Origin of the sequence: Burkholderia sp. BDU5, from assembly GCF_001522845.1 — a bacterium.
Taxonomy (GTDB): Bacteria; Pseudomonadota; Gammaproteobacteria; order Burkholderiales; family Burkholderiaceae; genus Burkholderia; species Burkholderia mayonis.
Window position 1 is genome coordinate 109,088 of the sequence record NZ_LOWC01000145.1, and the last position, 18,490, is coordinate 127,577.

14 protein-coding genes and 1 pseudogene are annotated in these 18,490 nt (G+C 64.5%); 9 read left to right on the forward strand and 6 right to left on the reverse strand.

What is annotated here, in order from left to right:
• The first annotated feature begins 95 nt into the window (after positions 1-95).
• The 6 genes from WS69_RS23250 to WS69_RS23275 all read left to right on the forward strand — a co-directional run bounded on the left by WS69_RS23250 (position 96) and on the right by WS69_RS23275 (position 5,772).
• Positions 96-773, forward strand: coding sequence for a class I SAM-dependent methyltransferase (locus tag WS69_RS23250; RefSeq protein ID WP_059473025.1), 678 nt, complete (start codon positions 96-98; stop codon positions 771-773).
• A gap of 42 nt (positions 774-815) precedes the next feature.
• Positions 816-1,667 (forward strand): polysaccharide deacetylase family protein, encoded by an 852-nt coding sequence (locus WS69_RS23255; RefSeq protein ID WP_059473026.1) that lies wholly within the window; start codon positions 816-818, stop codon positions 1,665-1,667.
• A complete protein-coding gene (locus WS69_RS23260) occupies positions 1,619-2,962 on the forward strand; it encodes a hypothetical protein (RefSeq protein WP_156438348.1) in 1,344 nt (447 codons plus the stop codon). The genes WS69_RS23255 and WS69_RS23260 overlap by 49 nt, the downstream gene beginning before the upstream one ends.
• Positions 2,959-3,738: a class I SAM-dependent methyltransferase gene (locus WS69_RS23265; RefSeq protein WP_082716406.1), complete on the forward strand. Its 780-nt coding sequence runs from the start codon at positions 2,959-2,961 to the stop codon at positions 3,736-3,738. Before WS69_RS23260 ends, WS69_RS23265 begins: the two co-directional genes overlap by 4 nt.
• Before the next feature lie 148 nt (positions 3,739-3,886).
• A complete protein-coding gene (locus WS69_RS23270; protein WP_059473029.1) occupies positions 3,887-5,026 on the forward strand; it encodes a glycosyltransferase family 4 protein in 1,140 nt (379 codons plus the stop codon).
• Positions 5,020-5,772 carry a glycosyltransferase family 2 protein gene (locus WS69_RS23275; protein ID WP_197419299.1) on the forward strand — a complete coding sequence of 251 codons (753 nt, stop codon included), beginning with the start codon at positions 5,020-5,022 and terminating at the stop codon, positions 5,770-5,772. The genes WS69_RS23270 and WS69_RS23275 overlap by 7 nt, the downstream gene beginning before the upstream one ends.
• 36 nt (positions 5,773-5,808) lie before the next feature.
• On the opposite strand, the gene WS69_RS23280 is transcribed toward WS69_RS23275, so the two are convergent.
• From WS69_RS23280 to WS69_RS23295, 4 genes are all read right to left on the reverse strand, one after another.
• On the reverse strand, positions 5,809-6,492 hold the full coding sequence (locus tag WS69_RS23280; protein WP_059473030.1) for a Fe2+-dependent dioxygenase: 684 nt from the start codon (positions 6,490-6,492) through the stop codon (positions 5,809-5,811).
• The gene (locus WS69_RS23285; protein ID WP_059473031.1) at positions 6,489-7,232 is read right to left on the reverse strand and encodes a tetratricopeptide repeat protein; all 744 of its coding nucleotides are present in this window, start codon (positions 7,230-7,232) and stop codon (positions 6,489-6,491) included. Before WS69_RS23285 ends, WS69_RS23280 begins: the two co-directional genes overlap by 4 nt.
• A gap of 4 nt (positions 7,233-7,236) precedes the next feature.
• Positions 7,237-9,483: a TonB-dependent receptor gene (locus WS69_RS23290; protein WP_059473032.1), complete on the reverse strand. Its 2,247-nt coding sequence runs from the start codon at positions 9,481-9,483 to the stop codon at positions 7,237-7,239.
• A gap of 579 nt (positions 9,484-10,062) precedes the next feature.
• Complete coding sequence (locus WS69_RS23295; protein WP_059473033.1) at positions 10,063-11,358, reverse strand: aspartate carbamoyltransferase; 1,296 nt, start codon at positions 11,356-11,358, stop codon at positions 10,063-10,065.
• Positions 11,359-11,628: 270 nt separating this feature from the next.
• Here WS69_RS23295 and WS69_RS23300 point away from each other — a divergent pair, with 270 nt between their 5' ends.
• On the forward strand, positions 11,629-11,763 hold the full coding sequence (locus WS69_RS23300; protein ID WP_004528487.1) for an entericidin A/B family lipoprotein: 135 nt from the start codon (positions 11,629-11,631) through the stop codon (positions 11,761-11,763).
• Positions 11,764-12,570: 807 nt separating this feature from the next.
• Here the strand turns inward: WS69_RS23300 and WS69_RS23305 are convergent.
• Positions 12,571-13,341 carry an IclR family transcriptional regulator domain-containing protein gene (locus WS69_RS23305; RefSeq protein WP_059473034.1) on the reverse strand — a complete coding sequence of 257 codons (771 nt, stop codon included), beginning with the start codon at positions 13,339-13,341 and terminating at the stop codon, positions 12,571-12,573.
• Between the two features lie 13 nt (positions 13,342-13,354).
• Positions 13,355-14,662: a shikimate transporter gene (gene shiA, locus WS69_RS23310; RefSeq protein ID WP_059473035.1), complete on the reverse strand. Its 1,308-nt coding sequence runs from the start codon at positions 14,660-14,662 to the stop codon at positions 13,355-13,357.
• A 371-nt stretch (positions 14,663-15,033) separates the two neighbouring features.
• Here shiA and WS69_RS23315 point away from each other — a divergent pair.
• Positions 15,034-16,162: pseudogene (locus WS69_RS23315) on the forward strand (4-hydroxyphenylpyruvate dioxygenase family protein).
• 498 nt (positions 16,163-16,660) lie between these two features.
• A complete protein-coding gene (locus WS69_RS23320; RefSeq protein WP_059473036.1) occupies positions 16,661-18,379 on the forward strand; it encodes a CocE/NonD family hydrolase in 1,719 nt (572 codons plus the stop codon).
• Positions 18,380-18,490: the final 111 nt, after the last annotated feature.

Here is an 18,490-nt window from a genome sequence, read left to right on the forward strand (position 1 = left end):
ATCGAAACTGTTCCAACACACTCAAACCGTACTTTCTCGATGGTGAGACAGATTTCTTCCGGTGCGAGCGGTGCGGTATCGTTCAACGCTACCCGATGCCGTCGCTTGCGGAGCTCGACCGCATTTATGCCGGCCTCTACCGTTTGTCGCGCATCGCGGACGACGCGACCGATCAGTCATCGGGGGAACGTGTGTTGCGGCGATACGGCCGATACCTGATGCGCCACATCGTTCGTCCAGGCGATTCCGTCCTCGATTTCGGATGTGGCACGGGTCAGCTCGTGCGAATTCTGAACGATCAAGGCATTGACGTGCTTGGCGTCGAGCGCTCGGATGCGGCGCGTTATTTCGCGAGGCGCCATCACAACCTGGATTTGCGCGCAACGCTGGACGAGGTCGCGGACAGGAGCGCCGACGTCGTCACGATGATCGAAGTCATCGAACATCTTCCCGATCCGTTCGCGATGCTTGACATGATCCGTCGAAAGATCAAACCCGGGGGCATGATCTTCCTGACTACACCCAATCGGAACGGCCTGCGCGCGCGACTAGAAGGCGGCAACTGGCGGGAGGCAAAAAAGAAGTTTCATGTCCTGCTTCTCGATCCGGGGAGCTTGCGGCGACTGTTGCAAACGGCCGGCTTCGCACGCATCAGGCTGATCAGGTTCCCGCTGGTCCAGCGTGAGGGCCTCGCTTCTCACGTCGTTGCCCGTGCGTTACAAGTCGCGGGCGTCGGAGGTACCGTGTGTGCCACTGCAGAGGTGGACAAATGAGCGCCTTTGGATCGGCGCAACAATGACAGACGGTGGCCGCCCATGCTGAACCGGTTAGCCGTGAAGTCGTCGATCGCACGCGTATTCGGTGCGCTCAGGACGCCGCCTGTGCGGCCGTTGGCCGTGCTGACCTACCATTCCGTCGGCTCGCCGGTGGCGGGTTCAGTGCCGGCGGCTCTGTTCGCGCAGCATCTCGAGCTTCTCATGCACTTGCCGGGCATGCCGAGCGTCGATTGGCGTTGCAAGGCCGCTTGCGGCGCTTTCCAGCGAGCCTGGCTCGTCACCTTCGACGATGGATATCTCGACAATTTCACCGAGGCAGCGCCGATTCTCGATCACTATGGTGTTCGAGCGCTGTTTTTCGTGACCACGGCGTTCATCGAACGCACGCACGACATCACCGCAACGTTCAGGAGCTACAGGGGAATCGAGGCGATGAGCTGGGACCAGATTGGCGCATTGATTGAACGCGGGCACTCGGTCGGCATGCACGGTCATGCGCACCGCAACTTCGGACGCATGAGCCCGGACGAGGCGGCTGAAGAGTTCGAGCGCTCGCGAGAAATATTCAGGCGCCGACTCGGTCTGGTACCGGATGCGTTTGCCTATCCATACGGCCAGTTTCATCATCGACGCGCCGACTTTGCGCTGTTCGCCGGGCCGCCCGCACCACGCTACGTGTTCACGATGGACCATCGGCTGGCAAGCATGGACGATCTGGCGGCGCCCGTGCGCTACAGGTTGATACCGAGGCTGCGCGTCGATGCGCAAGACAGTGCGATGATCATCGGTCAAAAGGTGCGTGGCGCCTGGGACTATGTCGCGACAGTGCAACGGCTAAAGTCATGCATCGCGATGCGGTCTCTGGCGCCGTTGATACTGCGCGATCGCTGAAGATCGATCTCAGGGCCATGCGTGAGTTACCCCACGAATCTGCAACGACGGCGCCTGTCGCACAAAACGACGGGAAGCGGGTCGGCGCAGCGACAATCATGCCGTTCGCCGGCGCTTTTCTGTTCTTCTGTTTTTTCCCTTACGTCCAGATCGTGCCCACGGCGTCCGATCTTCAGCCGTACGCATTCGTCATGTCGCTTGCCGTCTGCCTGGCGGCGCGCGGCGGGCTGCCACGTGAAGTGTGGTTGTTCGCGGCCAGCTCGTTTGCAGCCCTCGTGCTATGGCTGATCGATGATCGGTCGTTCTTCGGATTCCGGGAGTTCTTGACCTTCCTGAGCTTGACGACCGTGACTGCGGCGGCCGTGAGTCTGTCGCGAACGCGTCACGGCTGGGCGCTGTTGCGGCGCTACGTGGTATTTGCCACATTCTGCTGGCTGATTGTCGGTCTCGTCGAGCGGCTGGCGGAGCCGTCGATGATGTCGGCTCTCATTCCGAACACGAGCCTCGACCCGGGTCGCGGAGTGACAGGTCTCGCGACAGAGCCGTCGTTCTACGGGATTTACTGTCTGTGCCTCTTGGGCCTCAACTATCTGTGCAACAACGGCAACAGGATCGTCTCGTTAGCGTTGCTGTTTCAAATCGTCGTTCTTGCACAATCGTCGATAGCGGTGCTGCTGCTTGTCATATTTGCAATCTACTGGTTGATCTTCTTTGTTTCGCCGAAAAATCTCGTCCTTGCGTCGCTCGCAGTATTGGCGATCCTCTGGATCCTTGCCGATCTGCTACCGCAATTCAGGTCAATGCGAATTGCTCAGTTGCCGCTCGACTTTATCGGCGATCCTTGGGTCGTCCTCGAGACGGACGCGAGTCTGAATGCCAGGCTCGGTCACAGCCTGTTCTCGCTTCTGGGATTCGCTGACAACTGGGGTGCCCCTCACGGCTTCGATCACTTTCACGAGTATGTCGGGAAGAAGTTGAGCGAGGTCGACTACGTCTGGCTGGGGCGACGCGATCCGGGCATCAAGATCATGAGCGGATACGGCGCCGCGCTGTTCGAGCTTGGTGTGTTCGGCTTGCCGATTCCCGTTGCGGTTGCGTTCGCGATCAAGAGACACTTCCGAGGCCATACGCGAGTGGCGATCTTCGTTGTGTGCTATGTCACGACAGTCTTGTTTTCGGCTATCCAGCTGTCGTTGCCGCTGCTCGGACTCATGCTGGGCGTACTGCTGGCCACGTCGCGGGTAGAGCCGCATGTCGACACGGCGTCGCAGGTGACGAGAGACGAAACCGTATGAAATCATTGGAGAGTCGGGTTCGGCAAATGGCGCGGATCGTCCGCTACCGCGGCTACCCGATTCCGTTTCTCGCGCGTCGTTACATCCGGCGCGCTGGCGAGCGCTATGCCGGGTTCGTCGTCGAGCACGAGGTGTGCCTCGATATCGGGGCCGGCGTCGCACCGTATCGCGTGGACATCATTGAGGGCTTTCGCGTCGGCCACTATGTCGCGTACGATATCGCGCCGTCCGATGCAACGACTGTCGTGGGCGACGCCCGCAAGCTGCCGTTTCGTGATGAAAGCGTGTCGCTGATTGTGTCGATGGATACGCTGCAGCACATTCCAGCGGTCGCGGACGTGTTTGACGAAATGGAACGCGTGCTGAAGCATGGTGGCCTGTTGCTCGTCAGCTTCCCTTTTGTATTTGGGGAGTGTGACGTCACGGATTTCCGGCGTTGGTCGCTCGAAGGCATGGCGGACGAATTGCGGCAGCGCGGCTTCGAAATTCTGCACGCAGAACGGCGCGGCGGCGTGCTGTTCGCGGCAACATGTGTGTTGCACTGGGCGGTTCAACATGTGATTCCGGGGGCGCGCAAGGCGTGGCGCGTACGGCTATCGGGTCTGGTGCTGCTCCGGTCGATCGTGGTGACGGCGCTTACCATTCCTACCGCGCTGCTTTGCTGGCTCGCATTGGCGGTCGATGGTTTGCTGCCGGCCTGTGGTTTTTACATGGGCGGGTTGATGGTGGCGCGCCGCAAGATCGAGGCAGCCAATGAATGTGACGGAGCGTCCTGAACAGGGTGGCATTCGGAGCCATTCCAATCGGGAGACTTCATCGAGTTGCGGCTGTCAAAATGACATACGCACCGGACAGAAGGCTTTTCACAGGGGACGTGCAATATAAGATCCAGTGCGACAGCTACTCCATTGCGTGTCGCGCGCCATGCAACCGATCTTACGAATCGCCAACGTCATCGAAGATGGGCGGATTGCCGGTCCCCAACTGCGTATTGCGGCGGTGGCGCAGGCGCTGAAGCACACAGGCGTGCAAACCACCGTCGTTCATCCGCAGCAGGAATCGGAAGCATTCGCTGCACGCCTTGACGCAATCGGCATCGACAGGGTTGCGCTGCCGATTCATCGGCTCGCCAGAAATCGCAAGGCAATCGTGTGGTATCTGATCTCATTCCCACTCGAAATCTATCTTCTTTGGCGCTTGTTTTGCCGCGGCCGCTACGATTTCGTGCATTGCAGCGGCGGGTTCTGGCAGATCAAGGGATTGATCGCGGCCAAGCTGGCGGGAACAAAGGCGCTTTGGCACATCAACGACACGGTTCTGCCACGGTGGCTTCGCCCCATATTTCTGCTTGCGTGCAGAAGCCTTGCCGACGGAGTCATCGTGGCTGGCGAACGGGTGCGTTCGCACTACATGGGTGACGCGCGTTTGCCGATGCCCGTTATTGAAATCCAGGCGCCCGTCGATTGCAGGAAGTTCTATCCAGCGTCAGCGGCGGCGGCCCCCGCGCTCGCGCGGACGTCGGCGCTCAAGATCGTTACCGTCGCGAATCTCAATCCGCTGAAAGGCGTCGAGCATTTCATCGGCATGGCGGCGTTGTTATCGCAGTGGTTCGACGATCTCGCGTTCTACATCGTCGGTCCCGCGTACGACTCGCAGAACGCCTACGTTTCCGCGCTGAAGGAATCGATTAGGCAGAACGATCTGACGAACGTGCACTTGATGGGGGCATCGAACAACATACCAGGCATCTTGCAGGCGGCCGATGTGTACGTCTGCTCTTCCATCGCTGAAGCCTCCCCGATATCGGTCTGGGAAGCGATGGCGATGGGAAAGGCGATCGTGTCGACCGATGTCGGCGACGTGAAACGATTCGTGATCGATGGCGTGAGCGGGTACGTTGTTCCTTCTCGTGACGCGCAGTCTCTGGCCGAGGCCACGGCCAAGTTTGTTCGGGATCGGTCGCTGCGTGAAAGGTGCGGGGCAGTGGCACGCCAGGTGGCATTGGAAAAGCTCGACATTTCCGTGTGCGTGGCCGCTCATCGGATGGCGTATTCGCGATGTTGAAGATCTCCGTCATCACTGCTGTCTTCAACGGACGCGAAACGATCTCGCGTACGATCGAGTCGCTGATCGCCCAGGATTACCCGGGCATCGAATACATTGTCGTCGACGGCGACTCGACGGATGGGACATTGAAGATTTTGGAGCGCTACCGGTCGCACATCGATATCCTGATCAGCGAGCGCGACAACGGAATATATGATGCATTGAACAAAGGCCTGCGGATGGCGACGGGCGACGCCATTGCGATTCTGCATTCCGACGATTTCCTCGCCGGACAGGATGTTCTGTCGAGGATCGCCCGCACTTTACAGGCGTCTGAAGCTGACGCGGTCTATGCCGATCTCGTCTACGTAGGCCGCTACTCGATCGACACGGTCATTCGCTACTGGAAGGCTGGCGAGTTCAGCCGTCCGAAGCTTGCTTTCGGGTGGATGCCACCGCATCCCACGTTGTGTGTGAGGCGCTCGCTTTACGAGCGGATTGGCGGGTTCGACGACTCGTTCGATATCAGCGCCGACTACGACATGATTCTGCGCCTGTTCAGCTTGCCGGATGTGAGGATGGCCTACATACCTCACGTTACGGTCAAGATGAGAGTGGGCGGAGTGAGCAATCGCTCATTACGTGAACTGGTGAAGAAATCGAAGGAGGACTTGCGAGCGATTCGCAAGAATCACATCGGCGGATATTTCACGCTCGTCTGTAAGAACGTTTCGAAGATTCCCCAGTTCTTTTGGCGGCGCTAGTGAAGGAAAGAGTCGTTCTGCGCCGTGGAGCCTTCTTCACGCATCCGCCCACCGCCGCAACAGATTGTGATAGATCCCGGTGAGCGCGATCACGCTCGCATCGCGCCCGCCTTTCTCCGCGGTCAACTGCTGGATCTGCGTATCGAGCTGATAAAGCAGCGTGCGGTCCGCATCGTCGCGCACCATGCTCTGGATCCAGAAGAACGACGCGACCCGCGCGCCGCGCGTCACCGGCGTCACGTGATGCAGGCTCGATGCCGGATACAGCACCATGTCGCCCGCCGGCAGCTTCGCGCGATGGACGCCGAACGTGTCCTCGATGCACAGCTCGCCGCCGTCGTACGCATCGGGTTCTTCGAGAAAGAGCGTCGCTGACAGATCGCTGCGCACCCGAAAATCGGTGCCGCGCAACAGGCGGATCGCGTTGTCGACGTGCGTGCCGAACGCATCGCCGCCCGCGTAGCGATTGAAGAGCGGCGGAAACACCTTGAGCGGCAGCGCCGCCGAGAAGAACAGCGCGTTGCGCGCGAGCGCGTCCTGGATCGCGTCGCCGACCGCGCGCGCGGCGGGCGAGCCCTCCGGCAACTGCTGGTTGCGCTTCGCGAGCGCCGACTGCGCGCCGGACGTCGCGTTGCCGTCGGTCCAGTCGGCGTGGTCGAGCGCATCGCGGCATTGCGCGACCTGTTCCTTCGTCAGCACGCCGGGAATGTGAAGCATCATGTTGCGAATTCCTCCTGTCGCGCCGCGATCGCGCGGAACGCGTCGATCGGCGACGCCGCGAGATACGCGCGCATCTTCGCGACGAACGCGGGCGTCGCGGTGCGCGGCACGCGCGCGAGCCACTCGAGCGCCTCCGCGACGCGGCCACGCTCGGCAAGCAGGCGCGCATAGTTGAACTGGCCGCGAAAGTCGCCCGCGGCGGCCGCGCGCCGGTAGCAATCGAAGGCCGCGTCGCGGTCGGCCGCGACGATCCAGCCGTCTTCGTGGAAGCCGCCGATCAGGTTGATCGACTTCGCGTGGCCGAGCGCGGCCGCTTTCTCGAACCACTCGAGCGCGGCCGCGCGGTCCTCGTCGACGCCTTTGCCGAGCGCGAGCAGCGTCGCGTAGTTGTACATGCCCCAGTCGAGCCCCGCACGCGCGGCTTCGCGATACCAGTACGCGGCGACGGCCGCGCTCGCGGCCGTTCCCCAGCCGAACTCGTAGCAGCGGCCGACCATGTTCATCGCCATCGGATGATCGGCGCGCGCCGCATGCTTGAACCATTCGAGCGCGGCGGCGGGATCGCGCGCGACGCCCTGGCCGTCGAGCAGGTATTGCCCGTAGACGGCCTGCGCCTCGACGATTCCGTTCTCCGCAGCCGCCGCGACCCACGCGGCCGCGCGCTCGGGCGGGCCGGCGAGGATCTCGGCGAGATCCTCGCGCGACGCCGACGCAAGCGCCTTCAACGATACCGGCCGCATCGCGTCAGTAGCGCGCGTTCAGCGTGACGAACGCCGAACGGCCCGGCGCGATCGACGCGTAGTGCGCCGGATATGCCTGATCGAAGTACGTGCGGTTGAACAGGTTGTTCACGTTCAGTTGCAGGTCGAGCTTCTTGTTGATCCGGTACTGCGCCATCGCGTCGAAGCGCCAGTACGACGGCACGGCGCGCAGGTTCGCGGTGTCGCCGAACACCTTCGACATGTAGAACGCGCCGCCGCCGACCGTGAACTTCGGCGTCACGTCGTAGTTCGACCACAGCGTGAAGCTGTGCTTCGGCGTGTTCGGGAACGGGTGGCCATTGTCGGCGGTGTTCTTGCCGTTGTCGCGCAGTTCGCTCTTCATGTACGTGTAGCCGCCGAACACCTGCCACGCGCGCGTGATCTGCCCGGCGAAGCCGAGTTCGAGACCCTGCACGCGCTTGTTTCCGACCATCGCGTACTGGTTGTTCGGCAGCGTGACGCGCGCGTTCGTCGTGTCGATCTGGAACAGGGCGGCGGTGAGCGACAGCTTGTCGTTCAGCACGTTCCACTTCGTGCCGACCTCGATGCTGCGGTTCTTCTCCGGCGCGAGCTGGTCCGCGTTCGAGCCGACGCCGCCGCGGCCGGGCGTCAGCGACTGCGACTCGGACCCTTCGCCGAGCAGCATGCCGGCCGGCGTCGACGACGTCGCGTACGACGCATAGACACTGCCGTTCTGCGCTGGCTTGAACACGAGGCCGAGCTGCCAGTTGAACAGCGTGTCGTCGCGCGTGTAGGTTTTGCCGCCGTTTGCGCGGGTGTCCGTGAAGCGGGTCGAGTAGTCGTCCAGGCGCACGCCGGCGTTCACCTGCCAGCGCTTGCTGAGCTCGATCGTGTCGAACCCGTAGATCGATTTCGTGACGGTGCGCGCATGCGCGTAGTCGTTGTTGCGCGTGATCGAGCCGGCCCACGGATCGTTCGGATTCGGCGACCAGAGGCTCGTGCAGTTGTAGCCCGATGCGGCGCCGATCCCTTGCTGGCAGATATTGCCCGTGCCGGTCGCGACGTTGTACGTATCGCGCTTGCCCCATTCGCGCGACAGCTCGAGGCCGGTCGTGAAGCTGTGCTTGAACGGGCCGGTGCGGAATTCGCCGAACAGCTCGGTCTGGTTTGCGATGCTGTTGATCGAGCTGATGCGGTTGTTGTTGCGGCGCCAGACCCGGCCGTTGATCACGTTGCCCTGGCTGTCGTCAGGCTGCGTCCAGATGTAGTCCTGGGTCGACTCCGTGTAGCGGGTGGTGTTGCGGATCGTCAGCGACGGCGTGATGTCGTGCTCGATCCTGAGCGTCGTGATGTCCGACGTCGTCTTGCGGAAGTCGCGGTCGACGAGGCCATAGAAGTTGTGCCGGTCGACGTTCGCCGGATAGATCGTGTCGACGTTCGCGGGCTTGTTCGCCGTCGTGTAGAAGTACGGAATGCCGCTGTCGGGCAGGTCGTCGGTCGACAGGTGATAGTAGCTCGCGGTCACGCGCGTCGCCGTGCCGAGGCCGAACGCGATCGACGGCGCGACGCCCCAGCGCTCGTTGTTCACCGCGTCGCGGCCGGCGACGTCGTTGTTGTGGCTCATCAGGTTCAGGCGGAATGCGGCGTGATCGGCGAACTGCCAGTTGCCGTCGGCGGTGAAGCGGCGGTAGCGGTCGGTGCCGAGCCCCGCGCTCGCCTCGGCCGTCGTGCCGAGATGCGGCGCCTTCGTGACGAGATTGATGCTGCCGCCCGCGCCGCCGCGGCCGCCGTACGCGCCGTCCGAGCCCTTCGTGATCTCGATGCGCTCGGTGTTGAAGATTTCGCGCGTGGTGGCGCCCGTGTCGCGCATTCCGTCGACGAACATGCTGCCCTGCGTGTCGTAGCCGCGGATGAACGGGCGATCGCCGAGCGGGTTGCCGCCTTCGCCTGCGCCGAACGTGATGCCGGGCACGGTGCGCAGCGCTTCGGTGAGGGTCGCCGCACCGCTGTTGTGGATCAGTTCCTGCGGAATCACGGTGACGGATTTCGGCGTGTCAACGAGCGGGGCGGTGAATTTCACCGACGACGAGAAGTCGACCTTGTAGCTGGGCTCCGCCGCGCCTTTGATCTGGATCGGCGCAAGTTCCTTGTCGTGATCGGCGGTCGCGACGGGCGGCGCGGCGTCCTGCGCGAACGCCGGGCTCGCGGCGAGCACGCTGCAAAGGGTGGTGAATTTTCCGAGCTTCAACTCGTCGGAGCGCGACTTCATCGGTGGTATTTCCTCGCCAGGTGTGACTCGATCGGGCGAGGCAATCGCATGCGCGACGCCATCCCGCCCGAACATTACAAATTGTTTTCGGGCGCCATTTTAGTGAATAAGTTTATAAATGAGAAGCGTTCTTGTTACGTTTTCTCGAACAATGGTCGATGGATCGGGCTATCTCTTTGAATGGAAAGAGGTAAACGGTGGGCGCTGGTCGGCGAGCGGCTGACTAGTTCGCCGGGAGTCAGGGACTGTGTGGGTAGCGCGTCCGATCCCCGCCGTGCGTCCGCGGCCGGGGCGACGGGCGTGCGCCCGGAGGCAAACGCCGAGGCGATCCGGGCGAGCGCGACGGCGGAAGCGGTGCGGCAAGGCGGCCGACGGCGCGCATGGAACGTGCGAGACGTCGGATCGCGCGAATGCGGGAATCGGGAGGGCGGGAAAAGTCCGAGGAAGGCCGGGTGGCCGCCGATGCAATCGACGCCCGCAGGCAAGGTGCGTGGGGCGAACGTCGTCCGGGCGCGTCGAGCGAACGGGCGATGGACGCCCGGCCCGCCGCCCGCCGTGCCCGCCGCGTTTCCGCCGGAATCAGTCGATCCCGTGAAACACCGCATCCTCCGGCCCGAGATACGCGGGCGGACGCCACGTCGCGTCGCGCATCGAGTGCTGCACCAGATGCTCGACGCCGAGCAGTACCGCGAAGATCGCCATTCGCACCGGAATCCCGTTGTCCGTCTGGCGGAAGATCGCGAGGCGCGGGTCGCGGTTCAGATCGGTCGACAAATCGTTCGCGCCCGGCCGGCTGTCGCGCGGCAGCGGGTGCATGATCAGCGTGTCGCGGCCGCACGCCGTATCGACGAGCGCCTGGTTGATCTGGAAGTCCGGCGTGTAGCCTTCGAACGACTCGTCGGTGAAGCGCTCCTTCTGGATCCGCGTCGCGTAGACGACGTCCGCGCCTTTCAGGCCCGCCGCGAGATCGTGCGTTTCCTCGACCACGTGGCCGTTCTTCGAGATCTGCTCGACGATGTACGTCGGCATCTCGAGCGTCGGCGGCGACACGAGCGTGAACTTCAGCCCGCGATACAGCGCGAGCAGCTTGACGAGCGAGTGGACGGTGCGGCCGTACTTCAGATCGCCGACGAGCGCGATATGCGCGCCGTCGACGATCTTGCCGAGCCGCGAGAACTCGCGCTGGATCGTGTAGAGATCGAGGAGCGCCTGGCTCGGATGCTCGCCGGGGCCGTCGCCGCCGTTGATCACGGGCAGGTTCGTCGCGCGCGCGAACTCGGCGACCGAGCCTTGCTCGGGGTGGCGGATCACGAGCGCGTCGACGTAGCCCGCCATCACGCGGCTCGTGTCGTAGACGGATTCGCCCTTCGCCATCGACGAGAACGTGAAGCCCGTCGTGTCGCACACCGAGCCGCCGAGCCGGCAGAACGCCGCGCCGAACGACACGCGCGTGCGCGTGCTCGCCTCGAAGAACAGATTGCCGAGCACCGCGCCCTCGAGCACGCGCGAGATCTTGCGTCGGCGCGCGATCGGCTGCATCACGTCGGCAACGCGAAAGAGCGCCTCGACCGAATCGCGCGAGAATTGGTCGACCGACAGGAGTTGCGGCTTGCCTTCGAACAGGAACTGGTTCGCGAGCGGAGGCGGCGAATCTACGCGTTGCGTATATTTTTCGGCGGACTCCGGACGCGTGACGATCTCGGAGACGAAGCGCTCGACGATTTCGGGCATCCCGCGCGATTCTTGCGAATCGTCGGGCAAAAGCCATGTGTCGAGCGCGCGGCGGCTGACGCCGATGCGGTTCGCGAAGGCTTCGCGGGTCATGTTGAGGCGGCGCATCGCGTCGCGCAGGAACGCTTGCTGAGGAACGGTCATCGGTCGGCTGAACTCTCTGAAATATACGCGATGCGTATGTTAGGTCGCCGGCAGCCGAAGTCAAGCAGAAAATGCGGGCAGGTTGACGGATGATGGACAGTGGCGCATCCCGCGAAAGCGCTGTACGAGCCGAAACACGTTTAACAATTGCTGTGCCTCGCACGACGGGTGCGTCCGTATAATCGGGATCGGTCCCCGCGCCGCCGTGCTCGGGTGGATTTCGATACGTCGGTTGCTCGCAAAGAGCCCGCATTGACAAGGAGAGTGAGAATGAATCGCGCGATTGCTGCTGCCCTGCTGATCCTGACCGCCGCGCTTGCCGGCTGCAACACGATCGCCGGCGTCGGCCAGGACATTTCGAAGGGCGGCCAGGCGATCTCGAACACGGCCGAGAAGGCGAAGTAAGTGAGGTCGTTCCCTATCGAAGGGATGGCCGCCGTGAGAACGGCGGCGCGGGCGGGCCCGGCGAGATGCCGGGCCTGTGTCGTTTTGGGGCTTGCGCGGGCTTGGGCTAACCTGGCGACCCGCTCGGACGCGGGGCCGACCGGCGCAGACATCGATTGGGACTGGGGCGGCTGACGGATATTCCGATCTGTCCATTTGGCCAGAATTGGCTGGACGTGCACGCGCACGTGGACGCCGATGTATGGCTCGAAATCAACAGCCGCGGCACCGTTGCAGTTTTGACGAAAATCAAATGTAGAGGGCGTGTTTCGGCCTTATCGCCAGAGCATCGATCGACATCGAATCGGAACGAAATGACGGCTTTGCTGAAATTCCCGCGGGTGCGACCGATTGGGAACGCGCATCCCGCTTTCTGGTTTGACCTCCGCCGGAAGATGGGCGCGTACGTTCAACGTGCTTGCCGGTATCTGGAGGGTGCATCGCAGACATGTCAAGGATGCATTCGCGCTTCTTCAACGGCCTTCCGCGGTGTTCGACAAGAACGGATGTCTCGTGTGCCATGTGGTCACATGCATGGTATGCATCGGCAGCGTTCACGAGCGTGGCTTCGTTGAAGGGGGCGCCGATCAGTTGGAAAACCAGTGGCAGCCCGTTTGCGGATGCGCCGCACGGCAAGAGCACCGACGGCACGCTTGCCATATTGAACGGGCATGTGAAGCGGTGGATACCCGGCCGCAGCAAGCAGACAGCACCACGAGCCCGATCGGCGGGCAGGCATCCGCCGCGAGGCCCGCGGCGCACCCCGCGTCACAGCACGTTCATCATCGCGAGCGCGGTTTCCTGCAGGTGCGGCAGTACGCGCGCGAGCGCGGCGCCGGCGCTTTCGCTGCCCATCGGCATGTTGGTGCTGAGCGCGGCGACGACTTCGCCCTGGCGGTTCTTGAGCGGCACCGCGATCCCGCGCACGCCGACCTGCAGTTGCTGCTCGATCAGCGCGTAGCCATCGATGCGCGCCCGGTCGATCTTCTCCTGCAGGCGCGACTTGTTGGTCAGCGTGTGCGGTGTGAACGGCGGGAACTCGGTCGAATCGAGCCACGCGCGCACCGCGTCCTGATCGTTCTTGTATGCGAGCAGCACGACGCCCGGCGAGATCAGCGGCGCGGGTACGCGCGCGCCGAGCACGAAGCCCGTCGTCATCACGCGCGACACGCCGTTGCGCGCGATCACGACGAGTTCCCATTCGTCGAGCACGCTGACGTACGCGGATTCGTTGAGCGTCGCGCTCAGTTGCTGCAGATACGGCTGCACGGTGCGCGGCAGCCGCGCCGAGTCGAAGTACGACCAGCCGACCCGCAGCACGCGCGGCGTGAGCCCATAGAGCCGTCCGTCCGTGTACACGTAGCCGAGCGATTCGAGCGTCAGCAGATAGCGGCGCGCGGCGGTGCGCGTCAGGCCAGTGCGCGCGGCGGCCTGGGTCGGCGTCATCCGCGCGTGCTGGCTGTCGAACGCTTCGAGGATCGCGAGGCCTTTTTCGAGGCCGGCGATCCAGTCGCGCTTGTCGAGCGGCGTTTTCTTCATCCGCGCGCGGCGCTCAGGCGACGCGCATCCGCGCGGCGACGAACGTCGAGATCAGACAGCCGATCGCGAGATACGCGGCGACGAGGTGCCACGAGCCGCCGGCGAAGCTGACGAGCGCGACCGCGATGAACGGCGTGAAGCCGCCGCCGACGACGCTCGCGAACTGATAGCCGACGCCCGCGCCGCTGTAACGGTATTCGGCGCCGAACAGCTCGGTGAAGAGCGGCTGCTGGACGCTCACGACCATGTCGTGCGCGATGTTCGCGAGCATCACCGAGAAGATCACGATCCAGATGGTCGCGCGCGCTTCGAGCGCGACGAAGAACGGCACCGCGCACGCGAGCCCGACGAGCGCGCCGACGATATAGATGCGGCGCAGCCCGAAGCGGTCGGCGAGCCACGCGAAGCACGGAATCGTCGCGCAGCTCAGCGACCCGACGAGGAGGCCGATGTTCAGGAACAGATCGCGCGACATTCCGAGATTCGACGTCGAATAGCTGAGCGCGAACGCGGTCACGATGTACATCGTGAACAGCTCGGCGAGGCGCAGCGCGACGATGTAGAGGAACGCCTTCGGATGACGGGTCAGCGCCTCGATCACCGGCAGCTTCAGCTTGCGGTGGCCGTGCTCGACCTTCTCGACGAACTCCTGCGACTCGTCCATGCTCGAGCGCACCCACAGGCCGATCAGCACGAGCACGATGCTGAACACGAACGGCAGCCGCCAGCCCCACGCACGAAACGCGGCGTCGCCGAGCGTGTGGCTCAGGATCGACACGATGCCCGTCGCGAGCACGAGGCCGACGCCGTAGCCGACCTGCACGCCGCTGCTGTAGAACGCCTTCTTCTTCTGCGGCGCGCTTTCGACCGCCATCAGCGCCGCGCCGCCCCATTCGCCGCCGACCGCGAAGCCCTGCACCGCGCGCAGCGCGACGAGCAGCACGGGCGCCCACCAGCCGATCGTCTCGAAGGTCGGCAACAGGCCGATCGCGACCGTCGACACCCCCATCAACATCACGGTCAGGACGAGCATCCGCTTGCGGCCGAGCCGGTCGCCGTAGTGGCCGAACACGACGCCGCCGAGCGGCCGGAACAGGAAGCCGACGCCGAACGTCGCGAACGCGGCGAGCGTGCCCATCGTCGGGCTGACGTTCGGGAAGAACGCGTGGTTGAACACGAGGGCGGCGACGATGCCGTACAGCAGGAAGTCGTACCAGTCGACTACCGCGCCGACGAAGCTGCCGATCGCGGCCTTGCGAGCCTGTTTACCGAGGGCGGGGCCGGCGCCGGCCGTGCCGACCGCGTCAAATGCTGGGGTCATTCCATGTCTCCTGTTTTCGTCGTCGCATCACCGCCGCGGCGGCCTGGGGCGTTTGCGGCGTCGTCGGCGCAGCTCGCGCGAGCCGTCGCGTCGGGGTGATCGCAGGATAGGAGCGGCGGCGGGTTCCGAGCAACTTGGCAAGGCATTGCAATGGGCGATTATCGAACGGAAGCGTGCGATTATCGAACGATTTCCGGGTTTGCTCTAGGCAGATGGCCGATGCGCGTCGATCCTGTTTGGCCGCATGAACGATTTGGTTAAAATCGCTAGCGCCGGCCGACGATCGGCGGTCGTCATGCTGCGGCGCAGCGTGCGGACGGCCGCGCCGACCGCAGGCCGCGCAAGTTCCACCGCCAGCCCAGGAGACATCGATGTCCAGCCCCGCCAGCCCTACGTCCCGCGACCCTGTATTTTCCGGCCCGCCGAGCGACAACCCGCTCGGGATGGCGGGACTCGAGTTCGTCGAATTCGCGTCGCGCGAGCCCGATGCGCTTGCGCGCCGATTCGAGCAGCTCGGCTTCAAGGCGATCGCACGGCACGCCAGCAAGGCGGTCACGCTGTACCGCCAGGGGCACATGAACTTCCTCGTCAACGCGGAGCCCGACTCGTTCGCCGCGCGCTACGCGGACGAATACGGATCGGGCGTCTGCGCGATCGGCATTCGCGTCGACAACGCGCAGCGCGCGTTCGACCGCGCGATCGCGCTCGGCGCGTGGGCGTTCGAGGGAGAGCGGCTCGGCGTCGGCGAGCTGACGATTCCGGCGATCCAGGGGATCGGCGCGTCGCACATCTATTTCGTCGACCGCTGGCGCGGGCGCGGCGGATTGCGCGGCGGCGTCGGCGACATCTCGATCTTCGACGTCGACTTCCGCCCGATCGACGTCGCGACCGCGCAGGCCGACCTCGAGTACTTCGGCACCGGCCTGCGGCAGGTCGACCATCTGACGCAGACGGTCGGCAGCGGCCGGATGCAGGAATGGCTCGACTTCTACCATGATCTGCTGCATTTCCGCGAGATTCACGAGCTCAACGCGAACTGGCACGTGTCCGAGGAGTCGCGGGTGATGGTGTCGCCGTGCGGCGAGGTGCGGATCCCGGTGTACGAGGAGGGCGCGCGGCGCACCGAGTTGATGCACGAGTACCTGCCCGATCATCCGGGCGAGGGCGTCCAGCACATCGCGCTCGCGACGGACGACATCCTCGCGTGCACCGACGCGCTCGTCGCGAACGGCGTCGAGTTCGTCGAGCCGCCGGCGGGCTATTACGACGAGATCGACACGCGGCTGCCCGACTGCCGGATCGACGTCGACGCGCTGCGCGCGCGGGATCCTCGTCGACGGCGAGATCGGCGACGACGGCGTGCCGCAGCTGTTCTTCCAGACGTTCGTCAAGCGCCGGCCCGGCGAGATCTTCTTCGAGATCGTCCAGCGGCAAGGGCATCACGGCTTCGGCGAAGGCAACCTGACCGCGCTCGCGCACGCGCGGCGCATGGCGAGCTGACGGCGCCGGCGCGGACCACGGCCGTGGCTTTGGCCGCTGCCACAGCCGCGGCCGCGAAGTGCGGCGGCGGTTTTCGCCGAGCGCGTCGCCGATGCCCGATCGGGCATCGGCGACGCGCATCCGGCGATGCATGCCGCTCGGTTCCGCGCGCGGCAAGCGGCGCACGCGCAACCGGCTCGTTTCGGCGCGCGTCTTCGCTCGATTCGTCCCGCTCGCGCTGTTTCGAGGGTTTACTTTACGAATGCGCTACAAGCCTATTTCAAACGATTCCCGATCCGCCGGGGAGTCGGCCGGCGCGCATCGCAAGGCTTTCGCCTTATGGCTCAAACGCTGAACGCCGGCGCCCGCCGCGTCGGGCGGCCGTCCCCGTGTCTTGCATGCCTTGACCCTGCGCGCGACGAATGGCTCAATCAGCCAGCGTCGCGCAAAACCCGCCGATAGCGAGCCGCCGACGGCATCTTCGACTAAACAAGATCCAAGACAAATTGGAGGAGATACATGAAGCTTGCGCGTTTCATCGCGGGCGCGAGCGTCGCGCTCGCCGCGTCGCTTGCCCACGCGGGCGTGTCCTGCCGGCCTGCGACGCCCGCCGAAGCGGCCGTCTACACGACGCCGTTCCAGTTTCCCGGCGTGAGCTCGCCGGAGGATGGCACCTGCTGGGTCAACGACCAGAGCGTGACGGCGACGGACGGCGCGCGGCTCACCGCGAACGTGTTCCTGCCGAGGATCACGAGCCCCGACCAGAAATTTCCGACGATCGTGATGATCTCGAGCTGGGCCGCGTCCGACTTCTTCGAATATCTCGGCCAGCAGCGCAAGCTCGCGCAGGACGGCTACATCGTGCTCGCGTACACGGCGCGGGGCTTCTACCTGTCGGGCGGACAGGTCGAGGTCGCGAGTCCGCAGGACGTGAAGGACGTGTCGTCGGCGGTCGACTGGGTGTCCGCGAACACGCCCGCCGATCCCGACAAGCTCGCGGTGAGCGGGATCTCGTACGGCGCTGGGCTGTCGCTCCTCGCGCTCGCGCAGGACAGGCGGCTGAAGACGGCGGCGGCGCTCTCCGGCTGGGGCGATCTCGTCGATCAGCTATACGGCGAGCAGTCGCCGAACGCGACGTGGAGCGCGGTGCTGTTTCTGTCCGGCAAGGTGACGGGGCGGCTCGATCCGATCGTCGGCCAGTACGTGAAGGCGCTCCTCGATCCGAACACGACGCAGGCGAAGGTCGACGAGATCGTCGCGTGGGCGCAGGTGCGCTCGCCGTCGACCTATCTCGACACGCTGAACCGCCGCGGCGCGCCCGTCTTCATCAGCAAGAATTTCGAAGACGACATGTTCACGCCGAACTCGTCGATGAAGCTGTTCTCGCAACTGACGGTGCCGAAGAAGCTGCTGCTGAATCCGGGCATCCACGCGCAGGCCGAGATTCCGGGCGCGCTCTTGGGCGCGCCGAATTACCCATACGACCAGGCGCACCGCTGGTTCGACCGCTGGCTGAAGGGCGTGCAGAACGGCGTCGATACCGAGCCGAAGGTGTCGATGCAGATCAAGTTCGCGAACACGCGCGAGTCGTTCGACACGTGGCCCGCGAGCAACGTGCAGGCGCAGACGCTGTACGTCGGGCCGCGCGGCGCGCTGCGCTGGGACCTGTCGTGCCTGTGCACGAAGGGCGTGTCGGGCACGCTGCAGAGCGCGCCGAACCGCGCCGCGGGCAGCGATCTGATCCAGAACTTCTCGGACACGACCGCGACGAGCGGCCCGATTCCGGTGCTGTCGACGTTCGGCGAGAGCCTCGGCGCGCCTGTCGTCAATCCGCTCGCGACCGTCAATCTCGCGACGGGCGTCCGCTACGAGGGCGTGCCGCTTGCGTCGCCGCTGCATTTGCGCGGAATCGCGAGGCTGAACCTGCGTGCGACGCCGTCGCAGGCGCGCGCGCAAGTCGTCGCGTATCTGTACGACGTCGACGCGCTCGGCTTCGGCAAGCTGATCACGCACGGCGCGCGGACCGTGCACTGGGCGACGCCGGGCGCGACGGTCGATTTCCCGATCGAGTTTTCGGCGACCGCGTACGACGTGCCGGCGGATCACCACATCGGCATCGTGCTCGACACGTACGACAGCCTGTATCAGCCGCCCGTCAATCCGGGCGAGCGATTCGGCGTGACGTTCCAGTTCGATCCGAACAGGCAGGCGACGCTCGTCCTGCCGGTGCGCTCGTGACGCCCGCAGCGCGTCGATGACGATGCGTGCGCTGCGGTAGTCGGCGCGCGCATCCGCATAAAAACGCCCGGCGCAAGCGGCCGGGCGTCGACAAAAAAATGGACGGCCGTA

Coding starts and splice junctions, on each gene's coding strand:
- WS69_RS23250 (WP_059473025.1), top strand. CDS start 96: ATGCCGTCGCTTGCGGAGCTCGACCGCATTTATGCCGGCCTCTACCGT.
- WS69_RS23255 (WP_059473026.1), top strand. CDS start 816: ATGCTGAACCGGTTAGCCGTGAAGTCGTCGATCGCACGCGTATTCGGT.
- WS69_RS23260 (WP_156438348.1), top strand. CDS start 1,619: ATGCATCGCGATGCGGTCTCTGGCGCCGTTGATACTGCGCGATCGCTG.
- WS69_RS23265 (WP_082716406.1), top strand. CDS start 2,959: ATGAAATCATTGGAGAGTCGGGTTCGGCAAATGGCGCGGATCGTCCGC.
- WS69_RS23270 (WP_059473029.1), top strand. CDS start 3,887: ATGCAACCGATCTTACGAATCGCCAACGTCATCGAAGATGGGCGGATT.
- WS69_RS23275 (WP_197419299.1), top strand. CDS start 5,020: ATGTTGAAGATCTCCGTCATCACTGCTGTCTTCAACGGACGCGAAACG.
- WS69_RS23280 (WP_059473030.1), bottom strand. CDS start 6,492: ATGATGCTTCACATTCCCGGCGTGCTGACGAAGGAACAGGTCGCGCAA.
- WS69_RS23285 (WP_059473031.1), bottom strand. CDS start 7,232: ATGCGGCCGGTATCGTTGAAGGCGCTTGCGTCGGCGTCGCGCGAGGAT.
- WS69_RS23290 (WP_059473032.1), bottom strand. CDS start 9,483: ATGAAGTCGCGCTCCGACGAGTTGAAGCTCGGAAAATTCACCACCCTT.
- WS69_RS23295 (WP_059473033.1), bottom strand. CDS start 11,358: ATGACCGTTCCTCAGCAAGCGTTCCTGCGCGACGCGATGCGCCGCCTC.
- WS69_RS23300 (WP_004528487.1), top strand. CDS start 11,629: ATGAATCGCGCGATTGCTGCTGCCCTGCTGATCCTGACCGCCGCGCTT.
- WS69_RS23305 (WP_059473034.1), bottom strand. CDS start 13,341: ATGAAGAAAACGCCGCTCGACAAGCGCGACTGGATCGCCGGCCTCGAA.
- shiA (WP_059473035.1), bottom strand. CDS start 14,662: ATGACCCCAGCATTTGACGCGGTCGGCACGGCCGGCGCCGGCCCCGCC.
- WS69_RS23320 (WP_059473036.1), top strand. CDS start 16,661: ATGAAGCTTGCGCGTTTCATCGCGGGCGCGAGCGTCGCGCTCGCCGCG.